General features: G+C 73.5%; 7 protein-coding genes. 4 read left to right on the top strand and 3 right to left on the bottom strand.

The window, feature by feature from the left end:
- From ACGF3H_RS32185 to ACGF3H_RS32170, 4 genes are all read left to right on the top strand, one after another.
- Positions 1-8,975: SDR family NAD(P)-dependent oxidoreductase (locus tag ACGF3H_RS32185; protein WP_393816565.1), on the top strand; the 8,975-nt coding region annotated here is incomplete at its 5' end.
- A gap of 143 nt (positions 8,976-9,118) precedes the next feature.
- Entirely contained in the window at positions 9,119-9,967 is an 849-nt protein-coding gene (locus ACGF3H_RS32180) for a methyltransferase domain-containing protein (RefSeq protein ID WP_362491373.1), read from the top strand.
- Between the two features lie 226 nt (positions 9,968-10,193).
- On the top strand, positions 10,194-11,660 hold the full coding sequence (locus tag ACGF3H_RS32175) for a Gfo/Idh/MocA family oxidoreductase (protein ID WP_362491375.1): 1,467 nt from the start codon (positions 10,194-10,196) through the stop codon (positions 11,658-11,660).
- A gap of 200 nt (positions 11,661-11,860) precedes the next feature.
- Positions 11,861-12,787, top strand: a complete 927-nt coding sequence (locus ACGF3H_RS32170) for a sugar-binding transcriptional regulator (protein ID WP_362491376.1) — start codon at positions 11,861-11,863, stop codon at positions 12,785-12,787.
- Positions 12,788-12,928: 141 nt separating this feature from the next.
- On the opposite strand, the gene ACGF3H_RS32165 is transcribed toward ACGF3H_RS32170, so the two are convergent.
- Genes ACGF3H_RS32165 through ACGF3H_RS32155 form a run of 3 tightly spaced genes read right to left on the bottom strand, consistent with a single transcriptional unit; the run spans position 12,929 to position 16,304 of the window.
- Positions 12,929-14,440, bottom strand: coding sequence for an FGGY family carbohydrate kinase (locus ACGF3H_RS32165; protein WP_362491378.1), 1,512 nt, complete (start codon positions 14,438-14,440; stop codon positions 12,929-12,931).
- Positions 14,437-15,414: a transketolase C-terminal domain-containing protein gene (locus tag ACGF3H_RS32160; RefSeq protein WP_362491381.1), complete on the bottom strand. Its 978-nt coding sequence runs from the start codon at positions 15,412-15,414 to the stop codon at positions 14,437-14,439. Before ACGF3H_RS32160 ends, ACGF3H_RS32165 begins: the two co-directional genes overlap by 4 nt.
- On the bottom strand, positions 15,411-16,304 hold the full coding sequence (locus ACGF3H_RS32155; RefSeq protein ID WP_362491384.1) for a transketolase: 894 nt from the start codon (positions 16,302-16,304) through the stop codon (positions 15,411-15,413). The genes ACGF3H_RS32160 and ACGF3H_RS32155 overlap by 4 nt, the downstream gene beginning before the upstream one ends.
- Positions 16,305-16,338 lie beyond the last annotated feature (34 nt).

Below are 16,338 nucleotides of genomic sequence, written 5' to 3'. Positions count from 1 at the left end.
TGCCTGATTCCGACGGGTGTCTGTTCACCGGCCGTCTGTCGCTGGCGTCCCACGGCTGGCTGGCCGATCACACGGTGCTGGGTGCCGTGCTGCTGTCGGGCACGGCCTTCGTCGAACTGGCCCTCCACGCCGGCAACCGGGTCGGCTACGGTCGAGTCGAGGAACTGACACTGGAGGCGCCGCTCGTCCTCCCGGACCACGGCGGCGTACAGATACGGGTGTCTGTGGCCGACGCCGATGCCTCCGGTGTGCGGGCAGTGACCGTGCACTCGCGCCCGGACGGTGAGGAAACCCCGTGGGTTCGGCACGCGACCGGCCGGGTGGCACCCGACGAGACGCACCCGGAGCCCGGGGAGCGCACGTGGCCGCCGCACGACGCCGAGGCCGTGCCCCTGGACGGATACTACGAGCGGCTTGACGGAACGGGGCTCGTGTACGGCCCTGTCTTCCGTGGCCTCCAGGCCGTGTGGCGGCGGGGAACCGAGGTGTTCGCCGACGTCCTGCTGCCGGAGGAAACTGAACCCTCGGCGAGCCGGTTCGGCGTCCACCCGGCCCTGTTGGACGCCGCGCTGCACGCGATGGGAGCGGCGGCAGGCCCTGCGGACGCGTCCGACGAGCGGGCCGGTATCCGGCTGCCCTTCTCCTGGAGCGGTGTGTCGGTGTACGCGACCGGCGCCTCCGCGCTGCGCGTGCGCCTCACCCCCGGCGGGGCCGACGGCTCGGATCTGTCGTTGGAGGTGACGGACCGGGCCGGTCGGCCGGTGGCCGCGGTGCGCTCGCTGGTGACCCGCCCCGTCTCCGCCGAGCAGATCAGTGCCGCGGGCGGCGTGCTGCACCGGTCGATGTTCCGGCTGGGGTGGAGCCGTGTGCCCGGTGCCGAGGCGCAGGTGCGCCATGCAGGGGACGCGCCCGTTCTGTTGGGCGGCACCGGGCTCGCGTCCCGGGACGCGTGGGCGGAGGAGGCGCTGGACCGGACCCCGTTCCACGAGGACGTGGGCGCGCTGTGCGCGGCGCTCGACGAGGGCGCGGCCGTGCCCCCGCTGGTCGCCTGTGTGCTGCCGTCCGCTTCCGGTGTCAACGCCGACGAGGTGCGGCACGCCGTACACCGTGCCCTCAGCCTGATCCAGGGGTGGCTGTCGGAGGAGCGTCTCGCCGACTCGCAGCTGGTGATAGCCACCCGCGGCGCGGTGACGGTCGAGGACGCCGGTGACATCGCGGATCTCCCGGCGGCCGCCGTCTGGGGTCTGGTGCGGACCGCGCAGACCGAGCACCCCGGCCGCTTCGTGCTGGTCGACCTGGAAGCGGGTACGGCCGCCGAGTCGGCGGGGCAGCCGACGCTGACCGACGAGGACCTGTCGCTCCTGTCCGCCGCCGCGTCCTGCGGCGAGCCTCAGGTGGCCGTCCGGGGCGGGAGCCTGCTGGCCGCGCGTCTGGACCGGGTCCGGGCCACCGCGACGGATCCGGCACCCTCGGCGACCTGGGACAGCCGGGGCACCGTTCTGGTGACGGGAGCCACCGGCACTCTGGGCGGACTCGTCGCCCGTCATCTCGTCATGGAATCCGGTGTCCGGCACCTGTTGCTGATGAGCCGCCGGGGTGCGGACGCCGACGGCGCCCGCGCACTCGCCTCGGAGCTCTCGGCCGCCGGCGCCTCCGTGACGTGGGCGGCCTGCGACGTGGCGGACCGGGCGGCGCTCGCGGACGTCCTGGCGGCCGTTCCGGCCGACCGTCCGCTGCGGGCGGTGGTGCACACCGCCGGAGTGCTCGACGACGGCGTCATCGACTCGCTCACTCCGGGGCGGGTGGACGCGGTGCTGCGGCCGAAGGTGACCGCGGCGGTCAACCTCCACGAGCTGACCGCGACGCTCGACCTGTCGGCGTTCGTGCTCTTCTCCTCCGCCGCCGGCACCTTCGGCACCGCGGGCCAGGCCAACTACGCGGCCGCCAACGCGTTCCTCGACGCGCTGGCGAGGCGTCGGCGCGCCGCCGGCCTGCCCGCCCTCTCCCTTGCCTGGGGGCTGTGGGACATGGGTGACGGCATGGCCGGCGGCCTGGCCGGGGCCGACCTGCGCCGCATCGCACAGTCCGGTGTGCTGGGACTGTCGGCCGAAGAGGGTCTGTCTCTGTTCGACACCGCCTGCGCGGCGGACACGCCCGTACCGGTCCCCCTGAGCCTGGATCCGGCGCAGGCCGGCCGCGGTGGTGACGTGCCCCACGTGCTGCGCGACCTGGTGCGGCCCACGAACCGCCGCTCCGCCGACACGGTCCGGGACGCGGGTGCCTCGCAGCTGCGCGAACAGCTCGCAGGCGCCTCGGCCGCCGACGGTGAACGGCTCGTGCTGAGCGTCGTACGCCGGACCGTGGCCGCGGTCCTGGGACACGCGGAGGCGGAGGCCGTGGAACCGGACCGGGCCTTCAAGGACTTCGGTTTCGATTCCCTCACGGCCGTGGAACTGCGCAACCAGCTCACCACGGCCACCGGTCTGCGCCTGCCCGCCACGCTGGTCTTCGACTACCCGACCCCCGCCGCCCTGGCGCGGCACCTGCATGAGGAACTGACCGACGGGGAGAACACCGCACGCTTCGCCGGCCCCGCCCTCGCCGTCGGTGCCACGGGCGACCACGCCTCCTCCGACCGGAGGGGCGAGGACGACGACCCCGTGGTCATCATCTCGATGAGCTGCCGCTTCCCGGGCGGCGTCGCCACACCCGAGGAGCTGTGGCGCCTGCTCGCCGAGGGCGAGGACGCCATTTCGGGCTTCCCCGAGGGCCGGGGCTGGGACGCGGAAGGGCTGTACGACGCCGACGCCGACACGGACGGCAAGAGTTACGTCCGCGAGGGCGGCTTCCTGCACGCGGCCGGTGACTTCGATCCGGCGTTCTTCGGCATCTCACCGCGTGAGGCACTGGCCATGGACCCGCAGCAGCGACTGCTGCTGGAGACCAGCTGGGAGACCTTCGAACGGGCCGGCATCGACCCCGCACGCCTGCGGGGCAGCGCCACGGGCGTCTTCGCCGGCCTGATGTACCACGACTACGGCTCCCAGTTGCAGAGCATCCCCGAGGGCGCCGAGGGCTATCTCGCGACAGGGGGCTCCGGGAGCATCGCCTCCGGGCGCATCTCCTACACGTTCGGTCTCGAGGGCCCCGCGGTCACGGTGGACACGGCGTGTTCGTCGTCGCTGGTGGCCCTGCACCTGGCGGCCCAGTCGCTGCGCCAGGGCGAATGCACGCTGGCACTGGCGGGCGGCGTCACCGTGATGGCCACTCCCGCCACTTTCGTCGAGTTCAGCCGCCAGCGCGGCCTGGCCACGAACGGCCGGTGCAAGCCGTTCGCGGCGGGCGCGGACGGCACCGGCTGGGGCGAGGGTGTGGGCATGCTGCTGCTGGAGCGGCTCTCGGACGCCCGGCGCAACGGGCACCAGGTGCTGGCCGTGGTGCGTGGTTCGGCCGTCAACCAGGACGGTGCGAGCAATGGTCTGACGGCGCCGAACGGTCCGTCGCAGCAGCGGGTGATCCGCGCCGCACTGGCGAACGCCCGCGTGCCGGCCGCCGAGGTCGACGTCGTGGAGGCGCACGGCACGGGGACGACGCTGGGTGACCCGATCGAGGCGCAGGCGCTGCTGGCGACGTACGGCCAGGACCGTGCGGGAGACCGGCCGCTGTGGCTGGGCTCGATCAAGTCGAACATCGGGCACACCCAGGCCGCGGCCGGTGTCGCCGGCATCATGAAGATGGTGCTGGCGATGCAGCACAGGCTGCTGCCGCAGACCCTGCACGTCGACGAGCCCTCCCCGCACGTGGACTGGACGGCAGGAGCCGTCGAACTGCTCACCCAGGCCACGCCGTGGCCCGAGACCGACCGGCCGCGTCGCGCGGGAGTGTCGTCGTTCGGACTCAGCGGCACCAACGCCCACATCATCCTCGAACAGGCTCCGGCCCCGGCTGCGCACGAGAAGCCGCTCGCGGACGTCGAGCCGCCGGTCGTGGCACCGTGGGTGGTGTCGGCGAAGTCCGAGGCGGCGCTGCGGGCGCAGGCCGGACGACTGGCCCGGCATGTGCGTGACCAGGCGGAGTTGTCGCCGGTGGACGTCGGGTCGTCGTTGGTGACGACGCGGTCGGTGTTCGAGCACCGGGCCGTGGTCCTGAATGGTCTAGACGGCCTCGAGGCGCTGGCCGAGGGCCGTGAGGCTGCCGGCGTCGTTCGCGGAAGGGCCGGCGGCGCGGACGGCCGGGCGGTGTTCGTGTTCCCGGGGCAGGGTTCGCAGTGGGCGGGTATGGCGGCCGAGCTGCTCACCGCCTCTCCGGTGTTCGCGGAGCGGATGGCCGAGTGCGCGATGGCGCTGGAGCCGTTCGTGGACTGGTCGTTGACCGACATCGTTCGTGACGCGGACGCGGACGCCGCCTGGATGGAGCAGGTCGACGTCGTGCAGCCGGTGTTGTGGGCTGTGATGGTCTCCCTGGCCGAGGTGTGGCGCTCGCACGGTGTCGAGCCGGCCGCGGTGATCGGTCACTCGCAGGGCGAGATAGCCGCCGCGTGTGTGGCCGGGGCACTGTCGGTGCAGGACGCGGCGAAGGTGGTGGCGCTGCGCAGCAAGGCGATCCGGGCCTTGTCCGGACGCGGCGGCATGATGTCCGTTTCACTGGGTGCCGACGAGGTCAGCAAGCGTCTGTCGGCGTGGCACGGGCGTCTGTCGGTCGCGGCGGTCAACGGTCCCGCGGTCGTGGTCGTCTCCGGTGACGCGGACGCGTTGGACGAGCTCTTGGCCGCCTGTGAGGCGGAGGGTGTGCGGGCCCGGCGTATCGCCGTGGACTACGCCTCGCACAGCGCGCACGTGGAGCAGATCGAGGACGTTCTCCTCCAGGACCTCGCCGGCATCGCGCCGCAAGCCTCGAGTGTGCCGTTCTACTCGACGGTGACGGGCGGTGTCCTGGACACCGCGTCTCTGGACGCGGGTTACTGGTACCGCAACCTGCGGCAGACGGTCCGTTTCGCGGACACCCTGCGTGCGCTTCTCGACGACGGTTTCCGTCTCTTCGTGGAGTCCAGTGCCCATCCGGTGCTGACGATGGGCGTCGAGCAGACCGCCGAGACGCACACCAACACCCCTGTCACTGCCGTGGGTTCGCTGCGCCGTAACGAGGGCGGCATGGAGCGTTTCCTGACGTCTGCCGCTGAGGCGTTCGTCGGTGGTGCGGCGGTCGATTGGGCCGGGGTGTTCACCGGAACGGGTGCCCGGCGGGTCGACCTGCCGACGTATGCGTTCCAGCGGCAGCGTTTCTGGCTGGAGTCGGAGGCGGTGTCGGCCGGTGTGGGTGATGTGGGTTCGGTGGGGTTGGAGTCTGCTGGTCATCCGTTGTTGGGTGCGGCGGTGTCGTTGCCGGCGTCGGGTGGGGTGTTGTTGACGGGTCGGTTGTCGTTGCGTTCGCAGGGGTGGCTGGCTGATCATGCGGTGGCCGGGGTGGCGTTGTTGCCGGGTACGGCGTTCGTGGAGCTGGCGTTGCGTGCTGGTGACGCGGTCGGTTGTGACCGGGTGGAGGAGCTGACGTTGGAGGCGCCGTTGGTGCTTCCGCCGGACGGCGCCGTCTCCGTGCAGGTCCACGTCGACGGGCCCGGCGAGTCCGGGCGGCGAACGGTGAGCGTGTACTCCCGGACGGACGGCGACTCCTGGACGCGGCACGCCCTCGGCACCCTCGTCGACGACGGCGCCAGGACGGCGCTCGCCGACACCGGCGACGGTGAGCTGTGGCCGCCGGCCGACGCGGAGGCGGTCGACGTGGAGGGCCTGTACGAGAGGTTCGCGCGGAACGGCTTCGGCTACGGGCCGTCGTTCCAGGGGCTGCGGGCCGTCTGGCGCCGCGGTGAAGAGGTCTTCGCCGAGGTCCGGCTGCCCGAGGAGCAGTGGTCCGAGGCCCAGCATCTGGGAGTGCATCCGGCCCTGCTGGACGCGGCGCTGCACGCGATGGCGTTCGGCGGGTTCGTCCGGCTGCCCGGTACCGTCGCTCCGGGCGAGGACACCGGACGCGTCCGGCTCCCCTTCTCCTGGAACGGTGTGTCGCTGCACGCCACGGGCGCGTCCGCGCTGCGGGTGCGGCTGGCCCCGGCGGGGCCGGACGCGGTGTCGGTGACCGCCCTCGACGGGTCGGGCCGCTCGGTGCTGTCGGTGGACTCGCTCGTCACCCGGGCGATCTCCCGGGAGCAGCTCAGCCGGGAGCACGGCACCTACCACGAGTCGCTCTTCCGGCTGGACTGGACCCCGGCGGCGGTCGTCGACGGACCCGGCGGGCCGGGCAGGTGGGCGGTGTTGGGCGACGACGCCACGTCGCTGCCGACGGCTCTGAAGTCGGCCGGTGCGGCGGGAGCGGGCGCGCAGCGGTTCGCGGACCTGTCCGCCCTCGCGGCGTCCGTGACGGCGGGCGGCAGTCTTCCCGACCTGGTGTTCGTGCCGCTCGAGGGCCAGTTCGAGGACGGGTCGGAGGCCGGTCTCGCCCCGGACGCCGTGGGCGCGGGTGCCGCGTTCGGGCCGGGTGGCGAGGCGCGGCGTGCCCTGTCCGCGGACAGGGCACGTGCGGTCACGCACCGGGCGCTGTCCCTCGCGCAGCAGTGGCAGAGCGACGAGCGCTTCACGGGCTCCCGCCTGGTGTTCGTGACCCGCGGGGCGGTCGCCGTCCGTGCCGGGGAACCGGTCCCGGACTCCGCCTGCGCGTCGGTGTGGGGTCTGGTGCGGGCAGCGCAGTCGGAGAACCCCGGTCGGTTCGTCCTGCTGGATCTGGACGACGACGAGGCCTCGCTCGCGCTGCTGCCCCGGGTCCTGGGCGGCGACGAGCCCCAGTTGGCGCTGAGGGCCGGACGGGCGCTCGCGGCGCGTCTCGCCCGGGTGCGGACCTCCCCGGCCACCGCGCCGGACACGGCGGACGAAGGTACGTCCGCCACCCCGGTGTGGGACCCGCGGGGAACCGTGCTGATCACAGGTGCCATGGGCGTACTCGGATCCCTCGTGGCCCGGCACCTGGTGGTCGAACACGGTGTGCGCCACCTGCTGCTGACCAGCCGCCGCGGCGGGGAAGCCGAGGGGGCGGCCGAACTGGCGGACGAGCTGACCGTCCTGGGCGCGTCGGTGCGCCTGGCAGCCTGTGACGTGGCCGACCGCTCCGCCCTGGCGGAGCTGCTGGCGAGCGTGCCCGCCGAGCATCCGCTGACCGGCGTGGTGCACGCCGCCGGTGCTCTCGACGACGCCCTCCTCGGCTCGCTCACGCCGGAGCGGGTGGACGCCGTACTGCGCCCCAAGAGCGACGCGGCCGTCAACCTGCACGAGTTGACCCGGGAGCTGCCGCTGACGGCGTTCGTGCTGTTCTCGTCGGCGGCCGGGGTGTTCGGCGCGGCGGGGCAGGCGAACTACGCCGCGGCCAACGCGTTCCTCGACGCCCTGGCGCAGCACCGCCGGGCGGAAGGGCTGACCGCGGCCTCCCTGGCCTGGGGCCTGTGGTCCGAACGCAGTGCCATGACCGGGCACATGGACGACGACGACGTCCAGCGGCTGAACCGCTCCGGCGTGGCCGGGTTCTCCTCCGAGGAAGGGCTTGCCCTCTTCGACCTGGCGGTCGCGCAGGCGGCCACGGACACGGACCCGCTCCTGGTGCCCGTGCGCCTGGACGTCACCGCCCTCCAGGCGCAGGCGTCCTCGATCGGGACGCCTCCGCTGCTGCGGGGACTCGTCCGGGTTCCGGCGCGCCGGGCGGCCGACAGCGCCTCCGGTCCGGACCGGGGAGAGCCGGGGCAGGCACCGCTCGGGCAGCGGCTGGCCGGGCTGACGCCCGCGGAGCAACTGCGGACCCTCACCGAGCTGGTGCGGGAGCACACCGCGACCGTGCTCGGCCACGACTCCGCGGACGCGGTCGAGGACGACCACGCCTTCCTGGAGGTGGGCATCACCTCGCTCACCGCCGTCGAGATCCGTAACCGGCTCAACCACGTCACCGGTCTCACCCTGCCCGCGACGCTGCTGTTCGACCACACCACACCCGCCGCGCTCGCCGGATACCTGCGCGGCCGGATGCTGCCGGGAGCCGCTCCCGAGCCGGAGACACCCGCCACGGCCGGCGACAGCGAACCGGGGACCGCTGCCGTGGCCGGCGGCGGCACCGGGGGAACGGGCGGCTCGACCATCGAGTCGCTGTACCGGCAGGCATGCGCCGACGGCGAGTACGTGGCAGGAACGCAGCTGCTGATGGCGGCGGCCCGGCTGCGCCCGTCGTTCCGTACGGCCGCCGAGCTGACGCAGCCGCCGAAGCTGGTCCGGCTGTCGAAGGGCAGCACGGCACCGGGGCTGGTGTGCTTCCCGTCGCTGGTGGCGATCTCCGGAGCCCGTGAGTACGCCCGGTTCGCCGCGGGCTTCCGGGGCCGCCGCGACGTCACCGTGCTGCCCGAACCCGGTTTCGGAAAGGACGAGTTGCTGCCCGCCAGCGTCGACGCGGTGGTGGAGATGCAGGCGGAGGCGGTGCTGCGGACTGCCGGACAGGAGCCGTTCGTGCTCGTCGGCCGGTCCTCGGGCGGATGGATCGCCCAGGCCGTGGCGCGGTTGCTGGAGGAGCGCGGACACGCGCCGTCGGCAGTCGTCATGCTGGACACCTATCTGCCGCGCAGTGAGGCACTGCCGTGGATCCAGACGAACCTGTCCGGCAAGATGTTCGATCGCGAGAAGATGTTCGGCGTGGTGGACGAAGGCAGGCTGACGGCGATGGGCGGCTACCTGCGGCTCTTCTCCGACTGGGGGCCGGCTCCGGTCGGCGTGCCGATCCTCGCGGTGAAGGCGGAGGAGACCTTCACCGGGTCGCAGCAGAACCACGACGAAGAGTCGGCGTGGGGCCCCCGGGTCACCGTGACCGACGTGCCCGGCGACCACTTCACCATGATGGAGGACCACGCCGGGGCCACCGCCACGGCCGTCCTCGACTGGCTTGCGGAGAACGTGTGATGTGAGCGCACGGCGTCCCGCCGTGTCCTGATCGCTCGTCGCGAGAAATGACGGAGTCCGGAAGGGCGTGCCCGCGCCCGCGTGCCGCGTGCGTTCCCTCCGGCTCCGTGGAATGCAGATCACAGATATCTGAAGGAGAGAAAGTGACGTCTTCGAGCTTCACCCCCGTCGGTGAGCAGGTCGGCCAGTTCTACGACCAGTTGATGGGGGCGTTCGACGCCTCGCTGTACGGCCCGAACATCCACGTGGGATTCTGGGAGAGCCAGGAGGACTCCACCGGACTGGAGGAGGCCGCCAACCGCCTCACCGACATGATGATCGAGCGGCTGCAGGTCCGCCCCGGCGCCCGCGTGCTGGACATCGGCTGCGGCCTCGGCGGGCCGGCGCTGCGGCTGGCCCAGGTCGCGGGTGTCGAGGTGGTCGGTGTCAGCGTCAGCAGCAAGCAGGTGGACAAGGCCAACCAGCTCGCCGAAGAGGCCGGTCTGAGCGGCAAGGTCAGCTTCCAGCACGGCGACGCCATGAACCTGCCGTTCGACGACGCCTCGTTCGACGCGGTGTGGATGCTGGAGTCCGTCATGCAGATGCCGGACCGCAAGGCCGCGCTCACCGAGGCGGCCCGCGTGCTGCGACCGGGCGGCCGGCTCGCGCTCACGGACAACTACGAGCGGGAGACCATCTCGGCGGAACGGCGACCGGTGATCGAGGGCATCCTCAAGCGGTACCTCACGCAGTCGCCGGCGTCCTTCGAGGCGTACCCCACCATGCTGCGCGAGGCGGGGCTCCGCTGTGCGGAGATCGTCGACGTCAGTGAGAACACCACCCGGCAGTCGGTGCGGCGGCTCGGCGAGGCGCTCGCCGAGAACATGAGCGAACTGGCCGCGAAGGTCGACCCCGAGGTCTTCGCCAAGCTGAAGCCCGCGGAGGGGGAGAACATGGAGATGCCCGAGGTGGGCTACCTGATCGTGACGGCACGCCGTCCCGTGGAGGCGTAGACACCCAGGGTCCGCCGCACCGGACCCGACGGTGAGGGGCGCGTCGCGATCGCCACGCGCCCCTCAGCGTTTCCCGCGTCCGCTGCGCGCCCCTCACCGCCCCTCACCGCCCGGCACGGGGCTGGATCCGCACGGGTGCCGCCGCCGATCCCGTACGAGCCGTTGACACCGCAGACTGCCGTCCCTAGGGTCGCCCGCTGGTTGATACGTTTCAAAAGGAGATCACGTGAACGACTCCCCGCGCGTCGATCAACAGCCCGCCGCCTCCGGGTCCCTGCCGGACGGCGGCCCGGTCGCCACCGGGCCGGAGGCCTGGTTCACGGCTCCGTCGCCGTCCCGCCGCCGGGTGCGGTACGCCGTCGCCGGCACCGGACACCGGGCCCGCATGTACACCGGAGCGCTGACCGGCGACCACGCCGACGTCGGGGAGCTCGTCGCCTGGCTGGACCCCAACCCCGCCCGCATGGCGTGGTACGACCGTGAGGCCGGTTCCGCGCTCGGGCTCGGCGGCCCCGCCGGGCTGCCGCAGTACGGGCCGGAGGCGCTGGAGGACATGCTCGCGCACGAGGCCGTGGACGTGCTCGTGGTCACCAGTGTCGACCGGACGCACGCCGAACTGGTCGACCGTGCGGTGCGGGCCGGTGTGAAGGTCATCGTGGAGAAGCCGCTGACCACGGACGCCGAGGGCTGCCGCCGGATCGGCCGAGCCGTCGCCGAGACCGGGCGCGACGTCGTGGTGACGTTCAACTACCGCTACGCGCCCCGTAACGCGACGCTCCGTCAGGTCATCGCCTCCGGCGCGATCGGGCAGGTGACGAGCGTGCACTTCGAGTGGGTGCTGGACACCGTGCACGGTGCGGACTACTTCCGCCGCTGGCATCGCGACAAGAGCAACTCCGGCGGACTGCTGGTGCACAAGGCCAGCCATCACTTCGACCTGGTGAACTGGTGGCTCGACGACGACCCGGTACGGGTGTTCGCCTCCGGAGCCCTGCGCTTCTACGGCGACGCCGCCGCCGCGGACCGCGGGCTGACCGGCCGCCCCGAGCGCGGCACGGGCACCACCGGCGACCCCTTCTCCCTGGACCTGCGGGCCGACCCCCGGCTCGACGCGCTGTACCTGCGTGCGGAACACCACGACGGCTACCGCCGCGATGCCGATCCGTTCGCCCCCGGCATCACCATCGAGGACAACATGGCGGTGCTCGTGGACTACCGCCGGGGAGCCACGCTCACCTACTCCCTGAACGCGCACAGCCCCTGGGAGGGCTACCGCGTCTGCGTCAACGGCACCGGGGGACGAGCCGAGCTGACCGTGGTGGAACGCGGCTTCGTCGAGCTCGACGACGAGGGGAACGCCGTACTGGACCCGTCCGCCACCGCCGCCGGTTCCCCGGCGGACTCCCTGCGGCCGGAAGGGGAGACGGTGCTGGTGCAGCGCCACTGGCAGCGGCCCGAGAAGGTACCGGTGCCAAGCGGCACCGGGGGGCACGGCGGCGGGGACGCCCTGCTGCTCATGGACCTCTTCCGCGGCGACCTGAGGATCGCGGCCGATCCGCTCCGCCGGGCCGCCGACCACACCGACGGCATCCGTGCCGTCTCGGTCGGCATCGCCGCCAACCGGTCACTGGTCACGGGGCAGCCGGTGCTCGTCGCCGACCTGGACCTGGGCCCCGGAGCACCGCACGCCTGACCGAGCCGGACCCGCCGCCCGAGCCGGGGAGTCCGTCGCGCCGGACACCGACGTGCCGCCGGGGGAGCACGCGTACCGGCGCGGTGAGGCCCTGTGCGAACATCCCTGCAGGGGCGCACGCTTCACGCGTCCGAGGTGGCGGGTCGCGCAGGGAAGAACCGAGGGTGGTGTTCGTGGCGAGTGCCGACGAAGAAGTGCGGATGATGACGCATGTGGCGCGGCTCTACCACCTGCAGGGCATCCGCCAGCCGGAGATCGCGGCACGGCTCGACCTGTCACAGGCGAAGGTGTCGCGGCTGCTGAAGAAGGCCCAGGAGCGCGGCATCGTCCGGATCACCGTCACGCCGCCGTCCGGAACGTTCCCCGAGCTGGAGGACGCTGTCCAGGAGCGCTACGGGCTGCGGCTGGCGCTCGTCGTGGAGACCGACCCCGGCGACGAGCGGACGATGCTCGCGGACATGGGGGCGGCCGCCGCGTACTACCTGCAGACGACGCTGCGTTCCGGCGACAGGGTGGGCATCTCCTCCTGGAGCGCGAGCCTGCTGGCCATGGTGCAGGCCATGCAGCCGGTGGCCGGACTCAAGGACGTGCGGATCGTCCAGGCCGTGGGCGGTGTCGGCGACCCGGCTGCCGCGGCACACGCCTCCCGGCTCTCCGGGCAACTGGCCCGGCTCGTCAGCGGCGAGGCCGTGTTCCTCCAGGCACCGGGCCTGGCCGGCACCGTGGAGAGCGCCCGCGCGCTGCGCGAGGACCCGTACGTGGCCGCCGCGTTGCGCGAACTCGACGACCTGGACGTCGTGCTGGTGGGCATCGGCGAGACCACCCCGTCCAGCACGCTCGCGCGGAGCGGGAACACGTTCTCCGAGGAGGAACGGGCCGCGCTGGAGAAGCTGGGCGCCGTCGGTGACGTGTGCCTTCGCTTCTACGACGGACAGGGCGCGCCGGTGGAGTCCGAGCTCGACCTGCGCGCCGTCGGGATCACCCGGGACCAACTGGCCCGCGCGGGACGCCGCGTGGGCGTCGCGGGCGGCCGCCGCAAGCACGCGGCGATCCGGGGGGCCGTCACCGGCGGCCTGGTGGACGTGCTGGTGACGGACCAGGAGACCGCGGCCGCCCTGTTGGCGTGAGCCGCCGCCCGAGTGCGGTCCTCAGGGCCTGCGCCCGCGCGCGGGCGACGGTAGCGCCAGTCCGTGTGCCCGAGTTCCACGCCGCCGCCGTCGGAGACGGCGATGTCCGGCGGCGCGGCGCGCGGGCGCACGGAACACGCCTCAAGGCCGAGGCACGCGCCCGCGCGCTCGGGCGACGGCGTCGCGCCAGCCGGCCATCCGTCCGTCGCGCCAGGCGCCGTCGCGCCGCGGCACGAACCGTGTGCCCCGGGGGGCGAGTCCGCCCAGATCGGCGTCGGCCCACACGCCGAGGGCGGTGCCGGCCAGGTACGCGGCGCCCAGCGCGGACACCTCGGGGCGTCCGGCACACAGGACGGGGCGGCCGATCAGGTCCGCCTGCAGGGCCATCAGTGCGGCGTTGCCGGTCGGCCCGCCGTCGGCGTGCAGCACCGCGGCCGGGGCGCCGAGCACGGTGTCGAAACGCGCCAGGGTGTCGGCGACCTGCAGGGCCAGCGACTCGACCGCGGCCCGGGCGACCTCGGGCGCCCCGGTGTCCAGGCCCATGCCGATCAGGACCGCTCGCGCCGACCGGTCCCAGTACGGGGCTCCGAGCCCGGAGAAGGCCGGGACCAGCTGGACGCCGCTGTCCTCGGCGGCGTCGGCGGCCAGGGCGGCGATCCCCGCCGGGTCGGTGCCCAGGAGCCGCGCCGCCCAGCCGATCGCCGTGCCGGCCGAGGCGATGTTGGCCTCCAGCGCGTGCGCGGCCCGGTCCTCGCCGCGCCGCCGCCAGGCCAGCGTCGCCGTCACCCCGTCGGCGGGCGGGTGCTCGTGCGGGTTGAGCACCATCAGCGACGAGCCCGTCCCGTAGGTGGCCTTGACCACCCCGGGACGGCCGTGGCTCTGGGCGAACAGCGCGGCGTGCGAGTCGCCGAGCACCGCGCCGACGGGCAGGCCGTCGGCGAGGCCGGGGACGTCCCGGGTGTGCCCGAGCTCCGCGCCGCCGCCGTCGGAGACGGCGATGTCCGGCAGCGCGGCGCGGGGGACGCGGAACACCTCCAGCAGGTCCTCGTCCCACTCGGCCCGGTCGAGGCGCACCAGTTGGGTCCGGGAGGCACAGCCCGTCTCGGTGGCGTCGGTGGCTCCGCCCGTGAGGCGGTGCAGCAGCCAGGCGTCGACGGTGCCGACCCGCAGCCGTCCCGCCGCGGCCCGCTCCCGCCGCGGATCGAGCCGGTCGAGGAGCCACTCCGCCTTGGAGGCCGAGAACATCGGGTCCACCGGCAGGCCGGTCCGGGCCGTGACCAGGAGCCCTGCCGGGGAGCCGGCGAGCTCGGCACAGCGCCCTGCGGTCCGCCGGTCCTGCCAGCTGACCAGGGGCGACAGCGCCCTGCCGGTGGCCGGGTCCCAGGCCAGTACGGCCTCGCGCTGCACGCTCAGCCCGAGCCCGGCGACGCGTGCGCCGAGGACGCCGGCCCGCGCCGCCAGCTCCCCGGCGACGCAGGTGACGCTGCGCCACAGCACCGCCGGGTCCTGCTCGACCCGGCCCGGCCGCGGGTACCGCTGGCTCAGCGGGCGGTGCGCCGTGGCGAGCACCTGTCCGTCCTCGGCGACCAGCAGCGCCTTGGTGCCGCTGGTGCCCTGGTCGACGGCGAGCACGGCACCGCGCGCCGCGCTCACGTGGCCGGGCCCCGCCCCGGGGCGGTCAGTTCACCGGCCGCGCGGGCGATGGACCGGGCGTCGATGCCGAAGTGGCGGGCGAGGAATCCGGCGCCGCCGGTCGGCGCGAACTCGTCCCGCACCCCGAGCAGCCGCATCGGCACGGGCCGGCGGGTGGCGAGGAACTCGGCGACGGCGCTGCCCAGCCCGCCCGCGATGTTCGCCTCCTCGGCGGTGACGATCCGCCCGGTCGAGGCCGCGGCCTCCAGCACCGCCCGCTCGTCGAGGGGCTTCACGGTGGAGAAGTTGAGTACGCGGGCCGCGATGCCCTGTGCCGCCAGTTCGTCCGCCGCGTCGAGCGCCGCGGACACGGTGGTGCCGGTGGCGATCAGCGTGACGTCGTCACCGTCCCGCAGCCGCGCCGCCCGCCCGGCCTCGAACGGCACGTGCGGGGTCAGCGCCGGCACCCCGGTGCGGCCGATGCGGAGGTACACCGGCCCGTCGTACCCATGGGCCCAGCGCAGCGCCTCACGGGTCTCGGCCGGGTCGGCCGGACTGAGCAGCACGAGCTCGGGCAGGGTCCGCAGCCAGGCGAAGTCCTCCACGCCGTGGTGGGTGGGGCCGAGCGCGCCGTAGGCGAAGCCCGGGCTCATCGCGCACAGCTTCACGTTCGTCCGCGAGTAGGCGACGTCGGCCTTGATCTGTTCCAGGGCGCGGCCGGTGAGGAACGGCGCGGCGGCGCACACGTACGGGATGCGACCGCCGTTGGCGAGCCCGGCGCCGACGCCGACCATCAGCTGCTCGGCGATCCCGACGTTGACCAGGCGATCGGGGAAACGCTCCTGGAAGCCCTTCAGGTTGGACGAGCCGACGGAGTCGTTGCACACGGCGACCGTGCGCTCGTCGCTCCCGGCGAGTTCCAGGAGCGTCTCGGCGAACGCCTCGCGGCAGTCGTGCAGCACGGCGGAGCCGGCGGGTTCGGTGACGGCGGTCATCGGGCGGTCAGCTCCTCGAGGGCGGCGGTGGTCTGCTCGGCGCTGGGGACCTTGTGGTGCCATTCGGCGCGGTTCTCGATGAAGGACACGCCCTTGCCCTTGACGGTGTCGGCGATCAGGCACCGCGGACGGTCGCCGGCGGTGCGCCGTTCGCCCAGGGCCTGGTACAGCGTCTCGTGGTCGTGGCCGTCGATCGTGCGGACGTCGAAACCGAAGGCCGTCCACTTGGCGTCCAGCGGGTCGAGTGCCGAGGTCTCCTCGGTGGGGGCGCCCTGCTGCAACCGGTTGCGGTCGACGATCACCGTCAGCCGGCCCAGGCGCTGCTGCGAAGCGCTCATCGCCGCCTCCCAGTTGCTGCCCTCCTGCAGCTCGCCGTCGCCGGTCAGGACGAAGGTGCGGCGGGCGGAGCCGTCCAGCTCGGCGGCGGTGGCCATGCCGACGGCGACGGGGAGACCGTGGCCGAGCGGGCCGGTGCTGGTCTCCACGCCGGGCACCTTGCGGCGGTTCGGGTGCCCGTTCAGCGGCGACAGGGGCTCCAGGAAGCCGGCGAGCTCGGACTCGTCGAAGAAGCCGGCGTGCGCGAGCGTCGCGTACAGGATCCCCGCCGCGTGCCCTTTGCTGAGCACGAAGCGGTCGCGCTCCGGCCACCGCGGCGCGTCGGGCCGGACGTCCAGGACGGCGAAGTAGAGGGTGGTGACGATGTCGGCCGCCGAGTAGTCACCCCCGATGTGTCCCTGGCCGGCCCTGCTGATCATGCCGAGGTCGGTGCGGCGGACGGAGTACGCCAACTCCCGCAGCCTGGCGGCGCGTTCCGTCGGAGTCGCCTGGACCAGCCCGCGTCTGACCTCGGCGAGCCGCTCGGCGGCGCGGGGGACTGCTGCGAGAGCCATGTGCATATCCATTCAGCTTCGCGTGTCGATTCAC

Source organism: Streptomyces sp. NPDC048185 (assembly GCF_043202495.1).
In the GTDB taxonomy this organism is placed as follows: Bacteria; Actinomycetota; Actinomycetes; order Streptomycetales; family Streptomycetaceae; genus Streptomyces.
This window is presented reverse-complemented; position numbering and strand designations above follow the sequence as displayed.

Excerpts from the sequence above, each read along its gene's own strand:
- ACGF3H_RS32170 (WP_362491376.1), top strand. The coding sequence starts at position 11,861 with ATGATGACGCATGTGGCGCGGCTCTACCACCTGCAGGGCATCCGCCAG.
- ACGF3H_RS32160 (WP_362491381.1), bottom strand. The coding sequence starts at position 15,414 with ATGACCGCCGTCACCGAACCCGCCGGCTCCGCCGTGCTGCACGACTGC.
- ACGF3H_RS32155 (WP_362491384.1), bottom strand. The coding sequence starts at position 16,304 with ATGGCTCTCGCAGCAGTCCCCCGCGCCGCCGAGCGGCTCGCCGAGGTC.